At 30.0% G+C, this 24,985-nt stretch carries 21 protein-coding genes and 1 pseudogene; 3 read left to right on the forward strand and 19 right to left on the reverse strand.

From position 1 onward, the window contains the following. Positions 1-301 precede the first annotated feature (301 nt). The 16 genes from proC to Fi14EGH31_RS11145 form a co-directional block, all read right to left on the reverse strand. Positions 302-1,075, reverse strand: coding sequence for a pyrroline-5-carboxylate reductase (gene proC, locus Fi14EGH31_RS11070; RefSeq protein WP_117480623.1), 774 nt, complete (start codon positions 1,073-1,075; stop codon positions 302-304). Positions 1,076-1,123: 48 nt separating this feature from the next. Further along, positions 1,124-2,206, reverse strand: a complete 1,083-nt coding sequence (gene ftsZ, locus Fi14EGH31_RS11075; protein WP_022001799.1) for a cell division protein FtsZ — start codon at positions 2,204-2,206, stop codon at positions 1,124-1,126. A gap of 19 nt (positions 2,207-2,225) precedes the next feature. Continuing rightward, positions 2,226-3,488, reverse strand: a complete 1,263-nt coding sequence (locus Fi14EGH31_RS11080; RefSeq protein WP_022001800.1) for a cell division FtsA domain-containing protein — start codon at positions 3,486-3,488, stop codon at positions 2,226-2,228. A 97-nt stretch (positions 3,489-3,585) separates the two neighbouring features. Next, positions 3,586-4,338: a cell division protein FtsQ/DivIB gene (locus tag Fi14EGH31_RS11085; protein ID WP_200764813.1), complete on the reverse strand. Its 753-nt coding sequence runs from the start codon at positions 4,336-4,338 to the stop codon at positions 3,586-3,588. Between the two features lies 1 nt (position 4,339). Beyond that, on the reverse strand, positions 4,340-5,254 hold the full coding sequence (gene murB, locus Fi14EGH31_RS11090) for a UDP-N-acetylmuramate dehydrogenase (RefSeq protein WP_022001802.1): 915 nt from the start codon (positions 5,252-5,254) through the stop codon (positions 4,340-4,342). 2 nt (positions 5,255-5,256) lie between these two features. Further along, positions 5,257-6,333 carry an undecaprenyldiphospho-muramoylpentapeptide beta-N-acetylglucosaminyltransferase gene (gene murG / locus Fi14EGH31_RS11095; RefSeq protein WP_118347318.1) on the reverse strand — a complete coding sequence of 359 codons (1,077 nt, stop codon included), beginning with the start codon at positions 6,331-6,333 and terminating at the stop codon, positions 5,257-5,259. Positions 6,334-6,457: 124 nt separating this feature from the next. Next, a complete protein-coding gene (locus Fi14EGH31_RS11100; RefSeq protein ID WP_107029562.1) occupies positions 6,458-7,765 on the reverse strand; it encodes a HAMP domain-containing sensor histidine kinase in 1,308 nt (435 codons plus the stop codon). After that, positions 7,765-8,418: a response regulator transcription factor gene (locus Fi14EGH31_RS11105; RefSeq protein ID WP_022001805.1), complete on the reverse strand. Its 654-nt coding sequence runs from the start codon at positions 8,416-8,418 to the stop codon at positions 7,765-7,767. Before Fi14EGH31_RS11105 ends, Fi14EGH31_RS11100 begins: the two co-directional genes overlap by 1 nt. 94 nt (positions 8,419-8,512) lie before the next feature. After that, positions 8,513-9,865 (reverse strand): phosphoglucosamine mutase, encoded by a 1,353-nt coding sequence (gene glmM, locus Fi14EGH31_RS11110; protein WP_022001806.1) that lies wholly within the window; start codon positions 9,863-9,865, stop codon positions 8,513-8,515. 12 nt (positions 9,866-9,877) lie between these two features. Then, a complete protein-coding gene (locus tag Fi14EGH31_RS11115) occupies positions 9,878-11,278 on the reverse strand; it encodes a CdaR family protein (RefSeq protein ID WP_158560157.1) in 1,401 nt (466 codons plus the stop codon). Next, positions 11,271-12,083: a diadenylate cyclase CdaA gene (gene cdaA, locus Fi14EGH31_RS11120; RefSeq protein ID WP_022001808.1), complete on the reverse strand. Its 813-nt coding sequence runs from the start codon at positions 12,081-12,083 to the stop codon at positions 11,271-11,273. Before cdaA ends, Fi14EGH31_RS11115 begins: the two co-directional genes overlap by 8 nt. Before the next feature lie 125 nt (positions 12,084-12,208). After that, positions 12,209-14,026: a translational GTPase TypA gene (typA, locus tag Fi14EGH31_RS11125; protein ID WP_200764814.1), complete on the reverse strand. Its 1,818-nt coding sequence runs from the start codon at positions 14,024-14,026 to the stop codon at positions 12,209-12,211. A 105-nt stretch (positions 14,027-14,131) separates the two neighbouring features. Next, entirely contained in the window at positions 14,132-14,926 is a 795-nt protein-coding gene (locus Fi14EGH31_RS11130) for a Cof-type HAD-IIB family hydrolase (RefSeq protein ID WP_107029565.1), read from the reverse strand. A gap of 259 nt (positions 14,927-15,185) precedes the next feature. Further along, positions 15,186-16,349 (reverse strand): MalY/PatB family protein, encoded by a 1,164-nt coding sequence (locus Fi14EGH31_RS11135; RefSeq protein ID WP_200764815.1) that lies wholly within the window; start codon positions 16,347-16,349, stop codon positions 15,186-15,188. A 2-nt stretch (positions 16,350-16,351) separates the two neighbouring features. Further along, a complete protein-coding gene (locus Fi14EGH31_RS11140; protein ID WP_200764816.1) occupies positions 16,352-17,197 on the reverse strand; it encodes a DUF3737 family protein in 846 nt (281 codons plus the stop codon). A 1-nt stretch (position 17,198) separates the two neighbouring features. Then, a complete protein-coding gene (locus Fi14EGH31_RS11145) occupies positions 17,199-17,432 on the reverse strand; it encodes a hypothetical protein (RefSeq protein ID WP_199596392.1) in 234 nt (77 codons plus the stop codon). Between the two features lie 129 nt (positions 17,433-17,561). Here Fi14EGH31_RS11145 and Fi14EGH31_RS11150 point away from each other — a divergent pair, with 129 nt between their 5' ends. The 3 genes and pseudogenes from Fi14EGH31_RS11150 (at position 17,562) to Fi14EGH31_RS11155 (ending at position 19,431) form a co-directional block, all read left to right on the forward strand. Beyond that, on the forward strand, positions 17,562-18,482 hold the full coding sequence (locus tag Fi14EGH31_RS11150) for a LysR family transcriptional regulator (RefSeq protein ID WP_107029569.1): 921 nt from the start codon (positions 17,562-17,564) through the stop codon (positions 18,480-18,482). A 46-nt stretch (positions 18,483-18,528) separates the two neighbouring features. Further along, positions 18,529-18,588 (forward strand): annotated as a pseudogene (locus Fi14EGH31_RS15595) (prepilin-type N-terminal cleavage/methylation domain-containing protein); the annotation flags it as partial. Between the two features lie 90 nt (positions 18,589-18,678). Continuing rightward, positions 18,679-19,431 (forward strand): hypothetical protein, encoded by a 753-nt coding sequence (locus tag Fi14EGH31_RS11155; RefSeq protein WP_234697779.1) that lies wholly within the window; start codon positions 18,679-18,681, stop codon positions 19,429-19,431. Positions 19,432-19,839: 408 nt separating this feature from the next. On the opposite strand, the gene Fi14EGH31_RS11160 is transcribed toward Fi14EGH31_RS11155, so the two are convergent. The 3 genes from Fi14EGH31_RS11160 to Fi14EGH31_RS11170 all read right to left on the reverse strand — a co-directional run bounded on the left by Fi14EGH31_RS11160 (position 19,840) and on the right by Fi14EGH31_RS11170 (position 24,923). Then, the gene (locus tag Fi14EGH31_RS11160) at positions 19,840-21,279 is read right to left on the reverse strand and encodes a glycoside hydrolase family 1 protein (protein WP_117346515.1); all 1,440 of its coding nucleotides are present in this window, start codon (positions 21,277-21,279) and stop codon (positions 19,840-19,842) included. A 117-nt stretch (positions 21,280-21,396) separates the two neighbouring features. After that, positions 21,397-23,763: a diguanylate cyclase gene (locus Fi14EGH31_RS11165; RefSeq protein ID WP_200764817.1), complete on the reverse strand. Its 2,367-nt coding sequence runs from the start codon at positions 23,761-23,763 to the stop codon at positions 21,397-21,399. A gap of 29 nt (positions 23,764-23,792) precedes the next feature. Beyond that, positions 23,793-24,923: a GGDEF domain-containing protein gene (locus Fi14EGH31_RS11170; RefSeq protein ID WP_118347306.1), complete on the reverse strand. Its 1,131-nt coding sequence runs from the start codon at positions 24,921-24,923 to the stop codon at positions 23,793-23,795. Positions 24,924-24,985 lie beyond the last annotated feature (62 nt).

Consider the following 24,985-nt stretch of genomic DNA (forward strand, 5'->3'; position numbering starts at 1 on the left):
AAGGACAATCCAGTATAAAAAACTTATATATGGTAAATAGTCTATATAAATGAGAACAATCGATATATTACTTAAAAAACTCAAGAAAAGGATTTTCAAAAATGACCAATTAATATTAAGCAATAATGAAATCATTTCATAAGTCATGATAAATAAAATACCATTCATACAATAAGTTAATTCAACATAGACCTCCATCTTGCTTACCCCTTTATCATCATATATGATGACAAGTAAAAAAGATGTCAAAAAAGATTGGACATTTAAAAAAGTATGGACAAAAATCCATACTTTCTACACATTATTTTTTTGAACGATCGATTGCTTCCATCACAGCGTTTCTAAAATTATTTTCTTCTAAAGCCTTAACACCTTGAATCGTAATACCACCTGGAGAACAAACTTGATCTTTTAAAATACCTGGATGTAATTGCGTCTCTTTAACCATTTTTGCACTTCCTAAAACAGTTTGGCTGGCAAGCTTATAAGCCAAATCACGAGGCAAACCATTTAAAACTGCACCATCTGCTAAAGCTTCAATAAACATATAAACAAAAGCTGGTCCACAACCACTTAAAGCACCACCGGCAACCATTTGATAATTTTCAATAAGATAAACCTCACCAATGCTTTCAAACATTGTTTGTACGTAATTTAATTCTTCAGCTGTTAAAGTATTGTCTTTTTCAAATAAAGTCGTTCCTTCTAATACCTTAGCTGGTGTGTTTGGCATAATTGTTAAGTGATGTGTTCCCGGTAATAATTCTTCATATTTATCATTTCCATAACCAGCAACAATTGAAACGATCACTTGTTGATCAATGACTGATTTTATTTTTGAAATGACACTTTCTACGACATTTGGTTTAACCCCCATCACCAAATAATCACAATTTTTAACAACGTCTTGTTCACTTGAACATATATGAATACCAAAATCTTGTTCAAACATCATCAGCTGTTGACTATTTATATCATATCCATATACCTCACTACCATCAATAAAATCACTTTTAATAAGACCTTGGCAAATTGTCCCCGCCATATTTCCTAATCCTATAAATCCAATTTTCATTTAAATTCCTCCTTTATAAAAATGAGCTAACATCGTTAGCTCATCTTATTAAATTCTTCTATTTTTGATAAATGCTGGTGGAAAACCATCATCATCATCTTCGTCATCATCATATGATTCAAAAGTTTGAGGTTCTTCACCTAAAGGTCTTGCTACTGAAGGTTGGACAGTTACTTCTTCCTTTTCTTCTTCGAATCCTGTTGCGATAACAGTAACAATAATTTCATCATCTAAGTTTTCATTAATAGCAATACCTAAATAAGTATTAATGTCATCTCCAACTTCTTGAGTAATTGTTTCAAGAGCAATATTAGCATCATATAATGAAATATTTGGTCCACCTGTAACGTTAATAATAGCGTCTTTAGCACCTGCTACGGAAACTTCTAATAAAGGTGAAGAAATTGCACGTTTTGCAGCTTCTTTTGCTTTATCATCTCCTGATGACATACCAATACCAATTAACGCATTTCCTCTATTTTTCATAACTGCACAGATATCTGCAAAGTCAAGGTTGATAAATGCAGGAACAGCAATTAAATCAGTAATTGTTTGAACACCTTGTCTTAATACATTATCAGCTTCTCTAAATGCTTCTTGCATTGGACGTCCACCAATTAGTTGTAATAAACGGTCATTTGAAACCACAATAATACTATCTACATTAGAACGTAATTCATCAATACCTTCGATTGCTTGTTTTTTACGTTTCATTCCTTCAAAAGTAAATGGTTTAGTAATAACACCTACTGTTAATGCTCCTAATTCACGAGCAATCTTAGCGAAAACAGGTGCTGCACCAGTACCAGTTCCACCACCCATACCAGCAGCAATGAAAACCATATCTGCACCTTCAAGGGCAGTTCTAATATCTCCTTCAGATTCTAAAGCAGCTTTCTTTCCTACTTCTGGATTACCTCCTGCTCCTAAACCTTTTGTTAAATCTTTTCCTAAAATAATTTTATTTTCTACAGGCGAACGACGTAATACTTGTACATCTGTATTTGCGACAAAGAATTCTACTCCTCTAACGCCTTCTTCAACCATGCGGTTAACAGCGTTGTTTCCTCCGCCACCAACACCGATTACTTTTATTTTTGCAACTTGTTCAAAATCTAATTCTTCGTTCATGATTTACCCTCTCTTTTATCTATTCTTCTTCACCAAAGAAAGTATCTAGTAATCTACTAAATCTTCCAGTTTTCTCTTTTGTATCTTTTACTTTCGTAAGTCCTTTAAATCTCACAGCCATTGTATTAGAAATATCCGGTAAAACAACAGATGTTTCATAAGGACCAAGATATTTAGCACGATCAGACATATAAAAAATCATTCCTACAGAAGAAACAAATGCCATATCTCTAATGCCAATAATATCTGGACGATAAACTCTCACTGGACCTTCTAAAACACGACCAGCAACTTTATCTAGTAGCTCAAGTTCTCCTCCGCCACCAACAATCAGTGTTTCATAATGTTGTCCATTATCAATAACACCCATTTTTTCTTTAATAACATTTAACATATCAACTGCAGCTTCTTCTAAAATACCCGCAAAATCTTTTTGTGTATAATCTTTACGACCATCTGGAAGCTCAGTTGTATGAATAGTATCCTCTTGTCCAACAGTATAATCCAAAGAACCATATTTGACTTTATATGTTTCAGCTTGATTCATAGAAATTTGTAAATGTTGAGCAATTGCTCTAGTCAAATTATAACCCCCAACTGAACATACTGTTAAATATTTTAAATATCCATCTTTGTAGAAAGATATTGTTGACGTTTTATATCCCATATCAATAATCAATGCACCTTCTTGAAGATAAATCGCATCAAAAGCTTCCTTTGCACACGCAAAGGCATTGATACAAATATCCATAACTTCTAAACCTGCCTTTTCAACAGCCATAATATATGGATATAAAATCTGTTTTTGTGAAGTAATAATCAATGTATCAATAATTAAATTTCTTGAAGCTTCTCCTATAGGAGGTACTTGACTAATTCCAAAATCACCATTAAAGCGAACTGGTATTACACAAACCACCTCTTCTTCATGAGATTTTTTGAATTTAGTAGAAAGTTTCAAACCTCTTACAATATCATCCTTAGAAATCTTATCATGATCACTAAGTGATACACTACTATTACTTTGATAAAGTTTAGAACGAATAGTAGGGATTGTAAGACCAACTGCTTTGATTTCTCCATCTAGAAAATCATTAGCTTCTTGAACAACTCCTTTGATATCATTTACTAATAAATTTTCATCTTCAATGATGCCTTTTTTTACACCATGACTAGGGACCTTTTTAGAAAAAAGAACATGTAAATTAGAATTGATAATTTCACCAACTAACAATTCAATTGAAGCACTACCTATATCCAATACTGCATAAACTTCATTCATGTCTATCTCCCCTTACTACATATATCATTATATTATCATAAAAGCTACGATATTTAAAGGTTTTAGTTTCAAACACGTAGCTTTTTTCATACACTATTTAATTGTATACATAGACATTTTTTCCTAAATAATCATAGTATTTATAATCAGGATAACTTTGAATAACCAAGTAATAATTTGTTGATGTAAGTTGTTTTTCCATGTCTTCAATACGTACATAAAAAACCTTACCATCATTAAGTTCCAACTTACATTTGGTTTGATCTTTTTCATCAGGTTCAAAGACAATACTAGAGATTTGATTTTGAACAACTGATGGTAATTTGACATATGCTTTCACAAATGATTGGAAATGTTCTTCGTCAAAATTCATCATTTGTGGACAACGTTGTACATAAGAAATCCATTTTTGTTGTTGATCTTGTTCAAAAATGCCATCTTGATCTGCAACATATAAAATATTATTAATATAGCCATATAAAGAAGCATTGTTTTCTTTAATTCTTATCTTTATATTCCCTATCAAATCTTTCGTTACAGTTGCTTTTTCAACAAAGATCATTTTTTCAACCTCTGTTTCAACCTGTTTTTTATTTACTTTAAAAAAATAAGTTTTTTTTGATTTAACCGGTAATCGTTCAATAATCTCTTCAGCAGAAGTCAAATGACATCCTGAAACAGTTATTTTTTTTACTTTAGACATATCTCCAAAGAAAAAAATCACTAAAAATATCAAAAGCAAAACAATAAGCACAAAATTAATTCTTCTTTTTCTTTTTTTCTTTTTTAATTTATTTCTCATTGTTAACACTTGATTTTCATCATGTTCATTATATACATACGTTGTCATCTTAAGACTCCCAATTAATAAAACGTACTTCTGGTTTTAATAAAACACCATACTTTTCTTGAACTGTTTTTTGGACATAAAAAATCAAATCATGAATATCCTTAGCAGAAGCATAACCATTATTTACAATAAAGTTAGAATGTTTTGGAGAGACTTGTGCTCCACCAATTTCATAACCTCTAAGACCTGCATCATCAATATATTTCCATGCAGCCGCACCTTCTGGATTTCTAAAAACACTTCCTGCACTTGGTTTATTCCAAGGTTGCGTAGACATTCTTCTTTCTTTTCTTTTATCTAAAGTTTCATTAATTTCTTCAACACTTTTATTTTCCAAAACAAAAGTAGCTTCCAAGACAATCCATTTAGGATGGTCTTGAATGATGGAATGTCGATATGAAAAATCCATTTCATCTTTAGATAATTCAACCACTTTTAAATGTTCATCTAATACTTTTACTGATTTAACAACTTTACTTAAACATGATTTATAGGCCCCTGCATTCATAAAAATACCACCACCGATATTTCCAGGAATTCCTCCCATAAATTCAAAACCACTCAAACCAATTTTAGCACAATCATAAGCAAGTTTAATCATTGTAACACCACATTGGGCAGTTACTTCGCTCCCATTGACATGATATTGATTCATATCTTCAAGGGAAATAATAATTCCTTCAAAACTTTTATCTGAAAATAATAAATTTGAACCTCTTCCAATAACAAAAAGTTGAATACGATGCTTACGACAATACTTTATCACTTCAATCAACTCACCGACATTTTGAACTTTTATAAATAATTTTGCTGGCCCACCTACACGATAAGTTGTATGTTTATATAACGGTTCATCTTTAAGAACTTTTCCAACATCTAATTGTTTAAGTTCTTCATAATATTTTTCAAACTTCATCATTAGTCTCCTAACATCGAAATAATTTCTTGATACATGTCTTCAACTGCATTTGGCTTTCCTAACTTTTTAGCGTTTTCTGTTAAAATTTGAAGTGCAGTTTGATCATTAATAACACTATCAATTGTAGAAATCAATTTTTCTCCTGTTAAATCTTTTTCAAGAATCATTTTAGCAGCATGGTTATTTTCTAATTCACGTGCATTATATTCTTGATGATTTGCTGCTACATAAGGACTAGGAATCAAAATAGCTGGTACGCCTAAAGCTGTTAATTCAGCAAGGGTACTGGCTCCTGCACGCGAAACAATAAGATCTGTCGCATGCATTAAAGAAGGCATATCATCAACATAAGGGATGATTTTTACGTTTTCATTTTCATAATCTTTCATTGATTCATAATAAGGTTTCCCAGTAACATAAAGTACTTGATATTCTTTACCAACAAATTGATTCATCGATTCCTTCATTGTTTGATTAACTGTTTGTGATCCTAATGATCCCATAACAATCGTAACAACTTTTTTATTTCTATCTAAACCATATTTATCATAAATATCTTTAGGAACTTCATGGCTGACAACACTTGCACGAGGATTTCCAAGCAATAGTGTTTTTTCTTGAGGAAATTCTTCATACGCTTTTTGATAACAACAAATGATCTTATCTACTTTTTTTATAAGAATCTTATTTGTTAAACCAATAATTGAGTTTTGTTCATGAATCATCGTTTTAATTTTTAAACTTGCAGCAGCCTCTAAAGCTGAAGCACTTGGATATCCACCAAAACCAACAACAATATCAGGATTAAATTTTTTTATAACTTTTTTTGCTTTTCCAATAGATTTAACAAATAACAAAGCTGCATGAGCTTTCTTTAAAGGATTACCCGCTAATCCTTTAACATTTAAACCAACATAATCATATCCAAGTTGGGGAACAACTTGAGATTCCAAACGATCCTTTGTTCCAATAAATAAAAATTTTGAATTTGGATCTTGTTTTTTTATATATTCAACTAATGCAAGAGCAGGGTATAAATGTCCACCTGTTCCTCCAGCAGCAACAACAACTTTCATCTTTACTCACTCCTTAAAGTTTATTATACTCTTTTTCTCTATTTTTGAGAATTGATAACTCTAAAATAGTGCCACTCTTTATCAAAAAAAGCAACACTTTTTAAAAAAAAGATTAATCATTCGACTAATCTTTCTTTTGAATAATAAAACTTACACCATCAACTCTATTAACAGCTTCAACTTTATATCCATACATTGTTACTGTTTTATAAACAATAGATAATCCTAAACCAAATTGTCCTTTATGACCTATTTCATAAGGTTGAAATAAAGATTCAGGATTTGAATTATCTATAGGTTCACCATCATTAAATATTTCTAAATATTGATCTTTTAAAATAATTTTAATTTCATGGTGTACATAACGAGCAGCATTTTCTATAATATTTTCAATACAAATACGCCAATAATCATCTTTTCCTTTAAAAGATGAATCTTGTAAATCTGTAATAATTTCTATTTGTGAATGCATAGCTGTTAATTGGAAAACAATATGTTCAATCAATTCTTTCATTGAACATGTTTCATCTCCAATTTGTCCACTTATGTAATCTAATCGATTTAAATATAGTAAACTTTTTACTTTCTTTTCTAACCGATCTGTATTTTCTAAAATAACATCCACTGATGAATCTTTATCTCCATAAGGATAAATATCATCCTTAATACTTTGAGCATATGTTTGAATTAAAGCAATAGGTGTTTTTAAATCATGAGAAATGTTATGAATCATTTCTTCTTTAATTTCATTTTGTCGATCTATTTCTTCTTTCATTTCTATTAACGAAGAAGATAAAACACCTATCTCATCTTCTCTTTGAATATGCAATTCACTTTCTTTATCATTTTTTATATCATCTATATAATTTTTAATAAGTTTCAATGGTTTTATTAAAGATGAAACCCAAATAAATAAAGCAAGTCCAATAATTAAAAAAGCAACATAAAAGATATCAATAACTTGCTCCTTTAGATTATTAATCAATGTTTTAGAATAATCACTATAAACAAGTGAAATAATATAATTAGAATCATCCGCTTTTACAATTTGATAATATACTGTTTGGTCCTGCATTTTAACCTTTTCTTGTAATTTCTTTTTATTTTTCTTAACCATCTTATAAAGATCATTTTGAAAAACATAATCTAATATTTGATATTTCTTAGCAGAAATATTTTGCGCTGTTGTAAGCGTATCTTCATTAATGTTATAAGTAAAATGATAAATTTGTTTATCTGAACCTGCATAATCAGGAGAAAAATCATATGAGTAAAAATCATTTTGTGAGCGTGTCAAAACATCATACATTTCATTATCAATAACATGTGTTAAGTTGTTATCAATAATAGGCAATAGAATTGCTAAAACACCTATTGCAATAATTGAAAAAATAATAACAAGTTGTTTTTGTAAAGAATATTTCGTAAGCATTAGTCTAAACGATATCCAAATCCATAAATCGTACGAATATTAATTTCTGGCATTTTTTTACGCAATCTTCGAAGTGTATCATCAACGACACGATCACTACCAAAATAATTTTCGTCCCATACTTTTGATAAAACTTGTTCTCTTGAAATAGCTAATCCTTTGTTATTTAAAAAGTAAACAAGTAGATCATATTCTTTTGTTGTTAAAATGATTTCATTATTGTTATAGAAGACTCTTCTTTTTTCTAAATCAATATCATAACCATCTATTTGTATCTTAGATGGATTATCATAAGCACGTTTTAATAAATTATTAATTCTTAAAATAACTTCTTTAATATTAAATGGTTTTGTAATATAGTCATCTGAGCCTTTTTCTAAACCAATAATACGATCAAATTCTTGATCTCTAGCTGACATAAATATAATTGGCATTTTAGGCTTACTTGCCTTTATTTCATTAAACAATTCAAAACCACTTGCCTTATCTAACATAATATCTATAAGCCATAGATGTACATCATCATCTTTATGAAGTAAAGCTTCATCATACGTATAAAACGAGCAAACACTATAGCCTTCTTTTTCTAAATAAGTTCTTACCAAATCATTTAGATTTTTTTCATCATCTATAATATTAATTTTAAATAACATCTTCTTCACCTCATTTGTATCCTATTTTATTATGACCTATTATAGTTAAAATATTGCCATAATATATGGCAATATTTTGTGATAATATGTGATTTTATCTTTCGATAACAAATCCGCGTTCTTTCATTTTAGTAATGATATAATCTACAGATTGTAAACATTTTTCATTTGTATCCGCTTCAACCATAACACGTACAACTGGTTCAGTTCCTGATTCACGAACAAGAACACGTCCTTCATCACCTAACTTATCTTCAACTTCTTTAATGACTTTTTGTACTTCAACATCATTTTGAGCCTCTTTTTTATCTCTTACATATACATTTTTCATTAATTGAGGGTAAATTGTTACAGGTTCAACTAATTGAGCTAATGTTTTTTTGCTTTCAATAACTGCTTCCATAATTTTTAAAGATGTTAAAATACCATCTCCTGTTGTGGCATGTTTAGAGAAAATGATATGTCCTGATTGTTCTCCACCAATACAATGACCATTTTTCACCATGTTTTCATTAACATATTTATCTCCAACAGCTGTTTTTTCATATTTAATACCTTCTTTATCTAACGCTTTATATAAACCTAAGTTAGACATAACTGTTGTAACAATTGTATCATTAGATAATTCACCATGTTCTTTTAAATATTTACCACAAACATAAAGAATTAAATCACCATCAATAACTCTTCCAAATTCATCAACAGCTAAACAACGATCAGCATCACCATCATAAGCAAAACCAATATCTAATCCTTTAGATTTTACTAGTTCTTGTAATGATTCAATATGTGTAGAACCACAGTTTGTATTAATATTTAAACCATCTGGTTCACTATGAATCACATAAGTTTTTGCTCCTAAAGCATCGAAAACACTTTTAGCAAGATTAGAACTTGCACCATTTGCACAATCTAAACCAACACGAATATTTTTAAAAGCACGTGTAGGAATTGACATTAAATATCCTAAATATCTATTTCTACCTACTGAATAATCTGTTGCACATCCAATTTCATCTTTTGTGGCAAATGGAATTTCATCTACTTCACCATCAATGTATTGTTCAATTAAATTTTCAACCTTCGCATCCATTTTATGACCATTACAATCTAAAACCTTAATACCATTATCATAATATGGATTATGTGAAGCAGAAATCATAATTCCACAATCAAAACCATCTGTTCTTGTAATATAAGCAACACTTGGTGTTGTTGTTACATGCATTAAAGAAACATCAGCACCACTTGCTGTAAGTCCAGCAACAAGTGCATATTCTAACATATAAGAACTTCTTCTTGTATCTTTCCCAATAACAACTTGAGCATGATCTTTATTTCTTCCAAAATACCACCCAATGTATCTTCCTACTTTATAAGCATGTTCAACTGTTAAATCTTTATTAGCTTCCCCACGAAAGCCATCTGTTCCGAAATATTTTCCCATTTTAAATCTCTCCTATTTCTTTATATTTACGCGAATCTGTTCATCGCTATCTAAACGATATGTTAAAGTTTCGTCACTTAATTCTACTTCTAATTTCACATTATGTCGACCCTTTTTTAACCCAACGACATCTACATAGACCTTAATGTCATCATTTGTAAGAGCATTAATACGATCACTTGTACCAATAACTGTTAAATTGCATGTATCGCTTGACATAGAAACATTGTTTTCTTTGCCATTTTTTATTTGAATTGGTATATCTGTAAATTGTCTTTGTTCAGAAGGAACAAGCGTAATTGTTCCATCCACTTTAGTAAATGACATCTTATTAACTCCTGAAACACTTAACAATTTTAAGTCTTTAAATGTACGACCTTCTTCCAAATCACTTACATCCACTTTAACTTTAATATTATTAATATCCTTTAATTTACTTTCATCACCATAAATCTTTACTTTATCTTTTGAAAAAGTCATTTGATCGATTGCATATCCATTAGCCACATTTCCTGTATATTCAGGTACAAGTGGAACTGTCTTACTATAATTAGACAATGAACAATCCACTTTAACAGTTGAAGGAATAACACTTACATTTAAAGCTTTTCCACTTCGATCAAAAGCCTTTACTTTACATTCTTGAGTAAACGAATCTGTCACTCCCTTTAAATCAATAACTGCTTCAACAGAATAAACATTATCAATATTATCTTGTGAACCCCTTACTTCTACTTCACTATGTTCAATACTATCTACTGAAACAGAATGTTTATCCTTTAAGCTATCTTCATTTTTAAAACGATATCCTAAACTAAACGTTTTAGTTACCTTTTGTGAAACTGTTACCGTTACTGTTTGAGGAACAATGAGAACTTCTAAATCATTAGAGAAATTTCTTGATTTCAATTCTACTGTCTGTTCACCTTCCCCTATTCCCGAAAAATCAGCATATATTTCATAATTTTTCATCAATTTAGCATTATAAATATCAATAGAAGGACCAACTAAGCCTACACTTACAGTCTCTGGCATTCCAGCTACAACAAAATCATCTTGTAAATTTTCTATTTTCACAGGGACTTGTTGAATATAATCTCCTGAATTAGGTGTTGAAAATACATTTTCAAAATTACCTCCATTAACTGTAAATAGTAAAATCGTTGCTAAAATAAATGATAATATTTTTAAAGATAATCCTGATTGTAACATTCTATCTAAAGTAGAATTAATAAAATTCATCACTTTAATAGCACCATTGACAAAAGCTCTTCCCCTTGAATCTATTTCATCATTAATAGATTGAGAAGTGATATGTTTTTCTTCTGTTTTTGGTTTTTCTTTTTCTTTTGAAATAAAATTTAAGAAAAAATCAGTTGTTGAATCACGATGTTCTTGATTATTTTTACTCATCTTCATCACCTTCTTCATCTTCTGATTTAAACCAACCTAGTTCATTAACTAAGCTTGCTCTTAATTCCTTTCTTGGAATCTTAATAAGTTCTCCTTTGATAGCAAAAGAAATCGTTCCTGTTTCTTCAGAAACTACAACTGTTAATGAATCAGTAATTTCACTTATTCCTATAGCAGCACGATGTCTTGCCCCATAAATAGGTGAAAGATCCTTTTGAGTTGGTGGGAAAAAGGCAGCTGCACAAACAACACGGTCATCTTTAATAATAACTGCCCCATCATGTAAAGGTGTTCCTTCCCAAAAGATCGTATTAAATAATTCTGATTTAATATCGGCATTGATTTTAGTTCCTGTATTAATATAATCTATTAAAGATTGTCCTCTTTCAAAAGTAATCAAGGCCCCTGTTTGTGTTTCTGATAACTTTGTCACTGAATCAACAATTTCATCTAACAAATGTTCCTTTTGATCATTTGATAAACGTTCCATATGATAATCTCTTTTAGTTTGTCCCATTTTTTCAAGTAATGAACGAATTTCTGGTTGAAAGATTACAATTACCGCAATAATTCCCCAAGTCAAAACCGTATCTACTAAATAAGACATTGTTGAAAGTCCTAAAACACTTGTTACTAATTTAATTAACAAAATAATGAGAACCCCTTTAAATAACTGCATCGTTCTCATATTTTGTTTAAACATACTAATTCCTAAATATAAAATATACCACACTAATAATAAATCAATAATTGTACGAATAATGTTTAAAATTAATGATAGATTAACTTCTATACCTGCTATCATTTTATCCCCTACTTTCTTCAAACATATTATACTTGATGTTTTCTATTTTATAAAGAAAAGATAGATTTTTATTCAAAATCTATCTTTTCATCTTAAGTTGACTCCATTGAGCTCTAAAAGAGCTCTTATGCATTATTTTTTCTATATTGTTGTTTTCTTTCGTTTTCAGTTAAATAGCGTTTTCTTAATCGAATATTTTCAGGTGTTACTTCAACAAGTTCATCTTCATTAATATAATCTAAACAAGATTCTAGATTAAATTGACGAGGTCTTTTTAAAACAACTGTTGAATCTTTGGATGATGAACGAGTATTTGTCATTTGTTTTCCTTTAGTAACATTAACTGTTAAATCATTATCTCTACTGTGTTCACCAACGATCATACCTTCATAAACATCCACACCAGGCCCAACAAACATTACTCCACGGTCTTCAACACTTCCAAGTGAATAAGCTGTTGTTTGTCCACTATCAATTGAAATTAAAACACCTAAGTTTCTCTTACCAACTGTTTCACCTTCCATTGGACGGTAATCAATAAATGAGTGAGAAATAATTCCATATCCTTTTGTCATTGTTAAGAAATTTGTCATAAATCCAAATAAACCTCTTGACGGAATTGTATAAACAACACGTGTTTGTCCATCACGAGAATCCATTGTTTCTAAGACACCTCGACGATATCCAAGTGATTCAATAACCGCTCCAATACAATCATCAGGTGCTTCAATAGTTACTTCTTCATATGGTTCACATAAAACACCATCGATTTCTTTCATGATTGCTTTAGGTTTAGAAACTTGTAATTCATAACCTTCACGTCTCATATTTTCAATTAAAATAGATAAGTGTAATTCTCCACGTCCAGAAACAATCCATTCTTCTTTATTTTGGATTCTTTCAATTTTTAAAGATACATCTCTATTTGTTTCTTTAAATAATCTTTCTTCAATTTGTCTAGCAGTCACAAATTTACCATCTTGACCAGCAAATGGTGAAGTATTTGTTCCAAAAACCATTTGAATTGTTGGTTCATCAACATGTAATAACGGTAAAGCTTCTTCTTGACCAGTTGTACATACTGTTTCACCAACACCGATATCAGCAAGACCAGCAATAGCAACGATATCTCCTGCACTTGCTTCTTCAATTTCAATACGGTGTAATCCAATAAATCCATATAATTTTTGAATTCTAAATTGTGTGTGGCTTCCATCAGCTCTTACACAAGTGACTGATTCATTAACATGAATCTTACCTCTTTGAATACGTCCGATTCCAATACGTCCTACATAATCATTATAGTCTAATAAAGCTGGTTGGAATTGTAAAGGTCCATCAACATCTACTAATGGTTCAGGTATTTCTTTGATAATCATATCAAATAAACAATCCATATTTGGTACTTGTGTTGAAATATCAGGATCTAAACTCGATGTTCCTTGTAAAGCTGAAGTATAGATTGTTGGGAATTCCAATTGGTCATCATCTGCGCCTAATTCCATAAATAATTCTAAGACTTCATCCATAACTTCATCAATACGTGTTACAGGTCTATCTACTTTATTAATAACTACGATAGGTTTTACTTTAGCAGCTAAAGCTTTCTTTAAAACGAAACGTGTTTGTGGCATTGTTCCTTCATAAGCATCTACTACTAATAAAACACCATCTACCATGTTCATGATACGTTCTACTTCTCCACCAAAGTCAGCATGGCCTGGTGTATCCATGATATTGATTCGATAATCTTTATAATTAATTGCTGTATTTTTAGCAAGAATTGTAATTCCTCTTTCTCTTTCAAGGGCATTGCTATCCATCGCACGTTCACTAATTTGTTCACGGTCTTCTAATGTTCCAGATAGCTTTAATAATTGGTCTACTAATGTTGTTTTTCCATGGTCTACATGGGCAATAATCGCTATATTTCTAATATTCATACGCTACTCTCCCTTCAATAACTTCCTCATTATATCACAATAATTTCAATTGTCATTATTTATTTTAATATGTCAAAAACAATTTTCAATGTAAGAGTTTACACTTTATTTTTGATTCAAAACTTCTTTTTTTATAACTTCTAATACACCTTGATGATCATTACTTTTAGCAATGCCATAAGCAATATCTTTAATACGTGGAACAGCATTGGCCATAGCATAACTATATTTGACAGATTTTAATAAAGTATAATCATTCATTTGATCACCAAACGCCATACATTCTTCTGGTTTAATATTCAATTCTCTTTGTAAGCGTTTTATGGCAACACCTTTATTAATATCTTCATTTTGAATATCAATCCATTCATTACCTGAAGTTGTTGCCTTAACACCTTTATCTAAACCACAAGCAATATCATCTGCATAACGAATGATTTGATGATTTGGATCATAAATAGCAATCTTCATAATTTCATCATCAATATCATCATAACTCTCTACAAATTGGTAATTACAATAATACGTACGTACCACTGGTTCTAAATGTTTAAATTCATTTAAACAATAGGCACTTTTAACCCCACATAAAATCATATTCAATTCTGGATGAGATTCTACTAATTGAATCACCGCTTGTACTTGTTCTTTTTTTAACGTATTTGTCGCAATCAATTTTACCCCCTTAGCAATATAACTTCCATTTTCTCCTATGAAATACATTTCATTAGAAATCGGTAAAAATTTTTGATACAAACGGAAATATTGGTTCCCCGATGCAATTACAAATTTTATTTTTCTTTTTCTAAGTTCCTCAAAAATATCAAAAAATTCCATTGAAAATCTTTTAGAAGAATCTAAAAAAGTTCCATCCATATCTGTCGCAATTAATTTTATCATTAAACTTATCCCCTTTATCTTCAAAAACATATTAAAGAAATATGATTTATTTTTCAATATTAAAGCAAAAGAAAAGTACAATTTCTCGTACCTTACTTTCCTATCATTCTCTTTATTACTTCTAAATCTTCATTATCATAAACAAAATACTTAAATAATAGGTCATTATAAAATGGTATGGTTATCTTCTCTTTCATCTTTTGATCCTCCTATTATTTATATTGTGTTTTTTTTATACGTTTTTCTTTAAAAAAAGAATTTATTTGTTTTGATACAAATAAATTCCTTCTTTAAAACGATTCAAGCCATCTTTTAATCTTTCAAATGGGCAAGCTACATTCACACGAATAAAAGCTTTTCCATTTTCACCATATTCAAGACCATCACTTACGTAAAGTCCTGTTTTTTTTCTTATAAAAGAAGTGAGTTCAACACTATCTAAACATACCTTATGACAATCGATCCATAAAAGATAAGTTGCTTCTGTAGGCACTACATAAACATCATTCATTTCTTTTTGAATAAATGAAATCGCATAATCTTTATTGTTTTGAATATATTGGTTTAATTCATTAAGCCAATCTTCACTTTGATTGAAGGCTGCCTTCGTTGCACAAATTGCAAAACTATTTGGTTCTGCTACTTCATCTGTATTAATTCCACGATTAACTTTATGTCTTAATACCTCATTAGCTACAACAATACAGGCTGTTTGCATCCCTGCCATATTAAAAGCTTTGGTTGGTGCAATACACATAATTGTATTTTCTAAATTTGTTTTTGAAGCGGAAGCAAAAGGGATATATTCTTTTTGAGGATTGGTAATATCACAATGAATTTCATCACTTAAAACAATAACATGATGTTTTGCACATAAATCACCAATTCTTTGTAAAGTTTCTTTATCCCAAATTTTACCTATTGGATTATGGGGATTACAGAAAATCATTAATGTTGTTTGACTTAAAGAAAGTTTTCTTTCTAAATCTTCAAAATCAATATGATATTCTTTCCCATCAAAAACAAGGTCACTTGATAAAACATGTCTTCCATTATTTAAAATAGAATTATAAAAAATATTATAAACTGGTGACATAATCAAGACATTTTCACCTACTGTTGTCACTTTTCTTACTACCGAAGAAATAGCAGGAACAACTCCTGTAACAAACATCATCCAATCTTTTTCCATATGAAAATGATGTCTTCTTTCCCACCAATTTTGATAAGCTTCAAAATAATCATCAGGTACCGTATTATAACCAAAGATTTTATGATCCACTCTTTTATGTAAAGCATCTATAATGGCTGGAGCTGTTTCAAAGTCCATATCAGCTACCCACATAGGAAGTTCATTTTCTTTAACATCCCATTTATATGAATTTGTATTAAAACGATTGGTCATCTTTGAAAAATCGTACATCTTTACATCTCCTTTAATTGAATCTTTGTTTGACTTGGATCAATGATTTGATCATCAATAATCATTTCACCAATACTATGTGCACTAATTTTACCAGAAATAGGATTTGTAATACTATCAATATGACTTACAATTTGTGCATCAATATCTTTGCAGAATTCAAAAGCTAGAGTGGTATTAATTAATTTACAATTTACCATCTTTAATCCTTCGATATAACATAATCCTTGTAAACTTTCAATTGTACAATTCACAAAAGTAGTATTTTTCGTATTCCATGCAAGATATTCACCAATAATTACTGAATCATAAACCGTGACATTTTCACAATTCCAAAAAGCATCTTTTGAAACAAGTTTAGAATTTCTAACAGTAATATTCTTACCACCATCAAAGCAATAATTTCCTGATAAATTCAAACCATCAATTTCAATATTTTCACTATTCATTCCAAAATAATCACCTTTAGCAACCACATTATGTAACTTAATATCACTACATTTCCATAAGGTTTCTTGAGCATTAACCATATTGACATTTTCTAAAGAAATATGTGTCCCTCTTCTAAAGGTCTTAGGCGCATCAATGACACTATTTTTAATATTAATATGATGAGTATACCAAATACCTGATCTAGCAGTTTCAAGTAAGGTACTGTTTTCTACATTGACGTGATTACAATACCATAAAGGATATTTCCATTTAAAAATACTTCCACTAATATCTATATGATCACTTTCTTTTAAAGGCGATTCTCCATCAGCAAAAATACTATCTTCAACTTTTAAATCATGACTTTTAAATAAAGCTCTTTCTCCTTTTAGATAAGCTTGTTTAACTAATTCCATCTTAATCCTCCTTCATTTGTTTCTTTAACATATATATTAAATAATCTAAACAATCTATTTTCTTTTGTTCCTCATGCAATTTATCTAATAAACAACAACGATGACACTGTAATGATTTTATCAACATCTTCAAATCATCATTATTATATTTTTTAATACACTTTGTAATAAGTTCTTCATCACATCCTGCATCTTTTAAATTCATAATTAATTCTTCAATTACTTCTTTTCCCAAAGCTATCACCACTTTCCTTTATTATTGTAATTCTTTATCTCTATATTATCAAATACCTATAACAAATATATTTCTATACTTGCAAGGCATAACAAAGAGCTTTAAAATAAAAACAAAGGATGTGAAATCATGGAATTTAGACTTCTACAATATTTTCTTGCGATTGCAAGAGAGGAAACAATTTTAAAAGCAGCTGAAAGCTTAAACGTGACTCAGCCCACTTTATCAAGACAAATGAAAGAACTTGAAGATCATTTACAAAAACAGCTTTTCATTCGTGGTAATCGTAAGATTACTTTAACTGAAGAAGGTATTTTACTTCGCCAACGTGCTGAAGAAATTGTCAGTTTGGTTGAAAAAACAGAAAGTGAAATTATGTTATTCGATGAAACTTTAAGTGGTGAAGTATGTATTGGCAGTGGAGAAACGTTAGGCATCGAAATCATTTGTAAAGCCATTCAACGTGTACAAGAAGATTATCCACGTATCCAATTCCATTTATTCAGTGGTAATGAACAAGATGTGACAGATCGTCTTGAAAAAGGTTTAATTGATTTTGGGTTGATTATTGAACCTGCTAATATTTATAAATACAATCATTTATCTTTACCTTATCAAGACTTATGGGGAATCTATATAAACAAAGAACATCCTCTTGCTTTAAAAGAATCGATTACTCCTCAAGATTTAATTGATGTTCCTCTTCTTTGTTCCTCACAAGAATTAAAATATAAACAAATAGAAAACTGGGCCAATCCTTATTTTTCTAAATATCATATTATTGCAACCTATAACTTAATTTACAATGCCAGTATTCTAACAAAGGAATGTAATGGAGCTGTGATTTCTTTAAAAAACCTCATTAATACAAGTGGGGAAAGTTCTTTGTGTTTTAGACCCCTTGATCCACAAATCACTTCATCACTTGCCTTTATTTGGAAAAAATATCGTGTCCTTTCTAAACCTGCACAATATTTTTTAAAAGTATTAGAAGAAGAAACAAAAAAAGCTCATAAATGCTCACAAATTAATAAAAATATGATAAAGTAAAATAAATCATTCATTAAAGAAGGGGTGCCTATGAAAAAAAAATAAAGGATTTACTCTTGTAGAAATAATAGTAGTTCTTCTAATTATCGCCATTCTTGCAGCTATCGCTATTCCAGCTTGTCAAGGATACCTTGAAGAAAGTCGAGAATCGCGTGACCTCATCAACGTTCGTGCTGCTTGTACAGATATCATTGCGATGGGAAAAACAGGATATAAAACAGATATTGTAAGAGAAGTAGAACTTACACAAAAGAAAGATGATTGGCAAGCTTTTGATTCTGTAACTATTGCTGGTATTACGCACAAGAAATCAGACCCTGACACTGATAACTGGAAAGGAATTCCTAAAGCCGGTGGTGTTTGTGAAATCTCATACAACAAAGAAAAGAATACTGTTGTTTTTAATTGGAAAGGAAGTAAGGCAGAAGAATCTACTATTGATTTTTCATCTAATTTACATAGTGCATTAAATAATAGCGGTTTATTAGAAAATGATCTTAAAAATAGAGATTTTTTTGAAATTGATTCAAAATGTGATGGTTCAACAATGGTTCCAGAATTAAACAAACAGATTGAAAATAAGAGTTTATTAAACCATGGTACATGGGCCTATTATGGAAACGCAAAAAAAGGAAAAGAATCTGAAAGATATTTATTTTGGACTTCAGTTGATACAGATAAAATCAATGCTAACACACAAATTCCTGTCATTATTAGTACAGCTGATGGAAAATTCTACATTTCATCATCAACGACTGCACGAAAACGAAAAGATAGTGCTCATAAACCATATATAGCGATCGCTCCAACCGGTAAAAGTGGTTCTAGTCAATATAAATCATACATAGATGGAAAAAAACAATACAATACACTTGAAGAGGCTTATAAAGCTTATGCTGATGTTGTAAAAAATGATTATTCTAATTACAAAGATACTTTACCACAATAGTAATAAACATGCCTAAAAGACGCGGTATGTACTTCCAAAGTCTTCACTTACCGAAGCCTGACAGTCAAAAATAGAAAAAGAACAATGAAACAGCAAAAGCTGAAACATTGTTCTTTTTTGTTATATAATTTATATATGAAAAACAAAATGATTATAACGCATTACAACTATCTTTGCCAATAAATTTAGGTATTAATTCGATAAAGATGGCATGGTTGTTTGTTACTAAAAGGAGTAAATCTATCTAAATATTATCTTCTTGATTTCTATTTCTAACTGTTAAGCTATTTTTAGTTTATCACTGGAGGCTTTTTGCTTAACGCTAAAGCTATAGAGTTATCACTCGCAAGCACGTGGTATTAATTTTATAACAAAGTAATAAAAGAGCTCAATTGAGCTCTTTTACTATTATTTTAAATCTTCTCCATTTGTTTCGATAACTTTTTTATACCAATAGAAAGATTCTTTTCTTCTTCTAGCAAAATCACCTGTACCATCATCATATCTTTCCACAAAGATAAATCCATAACGTTTTGCCATTTCTCCAGTTGAAGCTGATACTAAGTCAATACATCCCCAAGGTGTATATCCTCTTAAATCAACACCATCTAAAACAGCTTCATGCATTTGTTCAATATGACTTCTTAAATAATCAATACGATAGCTATCTCTTACTTTACCATCTTCATCAATTGTATCATAAGCACCTAACCCATTTTCTACAACAAAAATCGGTAATTGATAACGATCATAGATTTCATTTAAAGAATATCTTAAACCAACTGGATCAATTTGCCATCCCCAGTCAGAAGCTTTTAAGTATGGATTAGGAACTCCACCTAAGATATTTCCTTTTCCACCTTCTTTTGATTTATCAGCAGTTTGACAATTTGACATATAATAAGAACATGTATAGAAATCTACTGGACCAGTTGCAAGAATTTCTTCATCGCCTTCTTCCATTTTAATTTCAATATTATTTTCTTTGAAATATCTTTCCATATAATTTGGGTATTTACCACGGCATTGAACATCACTACAGAACCAGTTCATTAAATGATTTTTTTGTTGATTTTCAATTTGATCATCTGGATTACATGTAAGGCCATAACTTGTGGCCATGATTTGCATACATCCTACTTGATAGTTTGGATCAATTTCATGTGCCATTTTTACTGCTAAAGCACTTGCTATAAATTGATGATGTAATCCTTGGAAACGGTTTTGAGGAACGTCTACTTGATCCATAAATTCCATTTCTTTAATTTCATTTAAGATACCTTGTCCTAAAAATGCTCCCATTGCTGTTGTTGCACTATTGATTTCATTAAATGTTAGCCAATATTTTACTTTTCCCTTATAGCGAGTAAAAATAGCTCTGCAGAAATTTAAGTAACAATCAATCATACGACGATCTACCCATGAATTCCATTTTTTTGTTAAGTTAAATGGTACTTCATAGTGAGAAATTGTAATGAGTGGTTCAATACCATATTTTAAACATTCATCAATTAATTCTTCATAGAATTTTAAACCTGCTTCATTAGGTTTATCTTCATCACCATTTGGGAAAATACGTGTCCATGCAATAGAAAAACGATACATTTTAAATCCCATTTCCGCAAATAACGCAATATCTTCTTTGAAGCGATGATAATGATCAATCGCATCATGACTTGGATAGAATGTCCCTTCTTCTAATACTGGTGTAATTCTTTTACTTTTTGTAGCAGTTCCTCCTGTACAAATATCCGGACAAGAAATACCTTTACCACCTTCTTGCCAGCCACCTTCTAATTGGTTAGCAGCTGTTGCTCCACCCCAATAAAATCCTTTTGGAAAACTCATTTTTCTTCCTCCTTGTTTTGATATACAAAATTTCAAAATCCATTATAGCTTATCCTTGAAAAAACGCTTACTTTTTTCAGTATTATAAAATAACTTGACAAATACAAAAGGTGAACCTTAGTCCACCTCACTTGTTTTCTTTACAACGACCGAACACTTTGATTTCTTTCCTTCATACATCAATTTATCGGCTTTTTTAATTGCATCATTGACTTTTGAATTTCCATAAATACCCCCAACAGTAGTTGATAATGATAAATCTTCATAATCATCTACTTTTGTTTGTTTTACACATTCACTAATTTGATACAATCGAGTTGTAAAAGCATCATAATGAATATCTTGGAAAATAAGTACAAATTCATCCCCACCATAACGTATAAAGATATCATCAGGTCGAATGCATGATTGAATAGCTTTAGAAACAGCTTTGATCGCTTGATCGCCAGCATTATGACCATATTGATCATTAATTGCTTTGAAATTATCAGCATCAATCATTGCTACTGCTGATACATCATTGATGTATTGAACGTATTCTTCATAATAACGTCGACTATAAGCACCAGTCAAAACATCTGTATAGTACTCTTTATTATAAGTTACGATATTTTCTAAGAATCGTGTTTTTCCATGAGCTCCTAAAATAATATCTTCTTTTGTTTTATAAACAAGTTCTAAGACCCAAGGGCGCTCATCCACTTCTACATACTGCGCAATAATGGCATAAATGTTATAATCAACAAATTCTAATTTAAAAGCTTGCCCTTTTTTGATATACGCTTGCTTAGAAATACAATTGACACAAACATCTTTTCTTTTCCAGTAATCATAACAATTGCCTTCAATAATTTCTATTTGATCATTCTCTGCTTTTGCGGATTGATGTTTTTGAAAATCTATCAAACGAACAACCGTAAAAATATCTTTTAAGGATTCAATAAAATCTTTTATTTCAGTATATGTATATTTTAAAGAAATATTTTCTTGAATATTATGTATAACTTGAATATTGTTGTCTTTAACAAGTTTTCCAACAAATCCTTTATAAACACTTCCATTCCATCTCGTACTTGCTTGTAAATGATACCATTGTTTTTGTTTTCCAATATGTGCATAAATCTTTAAGTCAACCTCTGGATTTAAATGTGTTGTTTCTTTGAGTTTATCCTTAAGTAATTTAATTGTTGATTTATTAAAAAAAGAAAATTCATGATTTTTTGGGTGATAAATTATTTCATCAATTCCTAGATCTTTTGCTGCTTGTGAAGAAATATAAACAGCATCTTTAAATGCATCGTATTCAAATGTCATTTCCTGAAAAAATTTTCTGTTTTGAGACTCATTATTTTTTTCTTTAGGCATTTCACTTCTAAATTGTTTAATAACTAGCTCATCTGTCATCTTTGAAACAACTGCTTGATCTGCATAATTTTCATTTTCAAATAAAGACGCTTTCATTTCTTCACTAATATCACAAAGACATTCCAATAACAGAGGATTAAAAACCCCACATTGCCCATCAACAATCATTTTCATAGCTTGTTCATGACTATATGCTTTTTTATAGCAACGTTCACTCGTAAGAGCATCATAAACATCCGCAATTGAAACAACTTGTGCTGAAATAGGAATTTGATCACCAACTAATCCATCAGGATAGCCATGTCCATCATATCTTTCATGATGCCAACGACATATTTGATAAGCATACTCCAATAAATCATTATTATTGTAGTTAGGAACTGTTTTCAACATTTCTGCGCCAATCGAAGAATGCTGTTTCACGATTTCAAATTCATCTTTTGTAAGTCGTCCCGGTTTATTTAAAATCTTTTCATCAATCGAAATTTTTCCAATATCATGTAAAGATGAAGCTGTACTAATAAGTAAGATATCTGCATCACTTAACTTATATTCGTGCGATTTTTTACCCAATTGTAGTAAAAGCATTTTTGTAATCGTTTGAATATGTTGTATATGTAAACCACTTTCGCCATTTCTAAATTCAACGATATGTCCTAAGACATTGATTAATGTCGTATTATTGTTTACTCTTTTTTGAATTTGTTGTTCTACTAAATGAACCAGTTTCTTTTGTTTTTCATAAAGCATTAAAGTGTTTTTAATTCTTCGGTTAATAATATAACTTTCAAAAGGTCTTCTGATATAATCAGTCGCTCCAAGTTCATAAGCCTTTTCCATAGAAGTCGTATTTCCTTCTGAAGAAATAATAATAACAGGAAGATATTCTAAATAACGTTGTTCCTTCATCTTTTCAAGAACTTGATACCCATCCATATTAGGCATTACAATGTCTAATAAGACTAAATCAATCATTTTATCTTCTTTCATTATTTCTAAAGCTTTTTTTCCATCTTCTGCTTCTAAAATTTGATATTGATCCCTCAATAATTCGCATAAAATTATTCGATTAATCTGGGCATCATCAACAATCAATATTTTCGCTTTTCTTTTTGGCATACACATACTCCTTCCATGACTCATTTTTATCACTTTTTCACATTTTTATTTAGATACATATAGTGATCTGCTTTTTCAATAAATTTTGGAATATAATTTAATGACTCATCATATTTAGCATAACCAATACTCACACTAAAATCTGGTAAACCTTCATGAGATTGCTGAAATAATCTTTGTAAATCATTAAATACAGGCATTATCTCTTCATTTTTATCTCTTTCACATACGATGATAAACTCATCTCCACCATAACGTGAAATAAAACAATTATGTAAATGTGCAATTTGTTTTAATATATCGGCTGTCTTTAAAATGATTTGATCTCCAACAACATGCCCAAGTTCATCGTTTATCTTTTTAAATTGATCAATATCTAATAAAAATAAATAAAGATCTTTTTTTTGATGATTTTCTTTCATTTTCGTTGTTAAATAAATATCCAATTGTTCTCGATTATTGATTTTGGTAAGTGGATCTAATGAAATAAGGTTTTGTTGAAAATAATTATAAACAATAAAAATTGAATATGCGAGTCCTAGATTAAAAATAAGTAAATGATCTACTGTAATTTGAATTAACGCAGTAATAAAAGGAAGAAAAGAAAAACGAGCAATCGCTTTATATTCCTTTTGATATAAGTAATTCTTTGCTTTTTTAGATAAATATCCTGCTTTTATTGAAAGATAAAGGATATAAGCAAATAAAATTAAAAAATAGAATGGTAACAATTTGCCACGATGATAGTTTCCTGCTTGATCAATAACAAATAATCCATGTGTCCAATAAGAAACCAAAGAAGATCCTATAAAAAAAATAAGTGGAATAAAAGTAAGCACTAAGCGTTTTTTATGCTCAAAAACAGTTGAATGAAATGTTTTTTGAGCATAAATATACCAAGAACAAACAAGCATTGCTAGTGAACAAAAATAGAAGCTATTAAATATTCCACTTTGAATCTTATTAAAAGTAAGAAGATGTTTTACATTCATGATCCAAATTGCATCCATAAACAAATAAACACAAGCCCAAGCAATGGTATGATAAAAATAGTTCCTATGATCATTTTGTTCACGATTGATATACATTTGATATAAAATTCGAATCAATAACAATAAACAAAAAACATCCATTTCTAAACTCATTATTTCACTACTCATAATACACCTTCATTCATATCAACATAGCTTTATTATACACTATTTATCGATGTGAAAAAACA

Origin of the sequence: Faecalibacillus intestinalis (assembly GCF_015097455.1) — a bacterium.
Lineage (GTDB): Bacteria > Bacillota_I > Bacilli_A > Erysipelotrichales > Coprobacillaceae > Faecalibacillus > Faecalibacillus intestinalis.

Coding starts and splice junctions, on each gene's coding strand:
- cdaA (WP_022001808.1), bottom strand. CDS start 12,083: ATGATAGCAGGTATAGAAGTTAATCTATCATTAATTTTAAACATTATT.
- Fi14EGH31_RS11155 (WP_234697779.1), top strand. CDS start 18,679: ATGGGAAAAACAGGATATAAAACAGATATTGTAAGAGAAGTAGAACTT.
- Fi14EGH31_RS11165 (WP_200764817.1), bottom strand. CDS start 23,763: ATGCCAAAAAGAAAAGCGAAAATATTGATTGTTGATGATGCCCAGATT.
- Fi14EGH31_RS11150 (WP_107029569.1), top strand. CDS start 17,562: ATGGAATTTAGACTTCTACAATATTTTCTTGCGATTGCAAGAGAGGAA.
- proC (WP_117480623.1), bottom strand. CDS start 1,075: ATGAAAATTGGATTTATAGGATTAGGAAATATGGCGGGGACAATTTGC.
- murG (WP_118347318.1), bottom strand. CDS start 6,333: ATGAAAGTTGTTGTTGCTGCTGGAGGAACAGGTGGACATTTATACCCT.
- Fi14EGH31_RS11140 (WP_200764816.1), bottom strand. CDS start 17,197: ATGGAATTAGTTAAACAAGCTTATCTAAAAGGAGAAAGAGCTTTATTT.
- glmM (WP_022001806.1), bottom strand. CDS start 9,865: ATGGGAAAATATTTCGGAACAGATGGCTTTCGTGGGGAAGCTAATAAA.
- Fi14EGH31_RS11100 (WP_107029562.1), bottom strand. CDS start 7,765: ATGCTTACGAAATATTCTTTACAAAAACAACTTGTTATTATTTTTTCA.
- Fi14EGH31_RS11115 (WP_158560157.1), bottom strand. CDS start 11,278: ATGAGTAAAAATAATCAAGAACATCGTGATTCAACAACTGATTTTTTC.
- Fi14EGH31_RS11080 (WP_022001800.1), bottom strand. CDS start 3,488: ATGAATGAAGTTTATGCAGTATTGGATATAGGTAGTGCTTCAATTGAA.
- Fi14EGH31_RS11105 (WP_022001805.1), bottom strand. CDS start 8,418: ATGTTATTTAAAATTAATATTATAGATGATGAAAAAAATCTAAATGAT.
- typA (WP_200764814.1), bottom strand. CDS start 14,026: ATGAATATTAGAAATATAGCGATTATTGCCCATGTAGACCATGGAAAA.
- Fi14EGH31_RS11085 (WP_200764813.1), bottom strand. CDS start 4,338: ATGACAACGTATGTATATAATGAACATGATGAAAATCAAGTGTTAACA.
- ftsZ (WP_022001799.1), bottom strand. CDS start 2,206: ATGAACGAAGAATTAGATTTTGAACAAGTTGCAAAAATAAAAGTAATC.
- Fi14EGH31_RS11160 (WP_117346515.1), bottom strand. CDS start 21,279: ATGAGTTTTCCAAAAGGATTTTATTGGGGTGGAGCAACAGCTGCTAAC.
- Fi14EGH31_RS11130 (WP_107029565.1), bottom strand. CDS start 14,926: ATGATAAAATTAATTGCGACAGATATGGATGGAACTTTTTTAGATTCT.
- murB (WP_022001802.1), bottom strand. CDS start 5,254: ATGAAGTTTGAAAAATATTATGAAGAACTTAAACAATTAGATGTTGGA.
- Fi14EGH31_RS11135 (WP_200764815.1), bottom strand. CDS start 16,349: ATGTACGATTTTTCAAAGATGACCAATCGTTTTAATACAAATTCATAT.
- Fi14EGH31_RS11170 (WP_118347306.1), bottom strand. CDS start 24,923: ATGAGTAGTGAAATAATGAGTTTAGAAATGGATGTTTTTTGTTTATTG.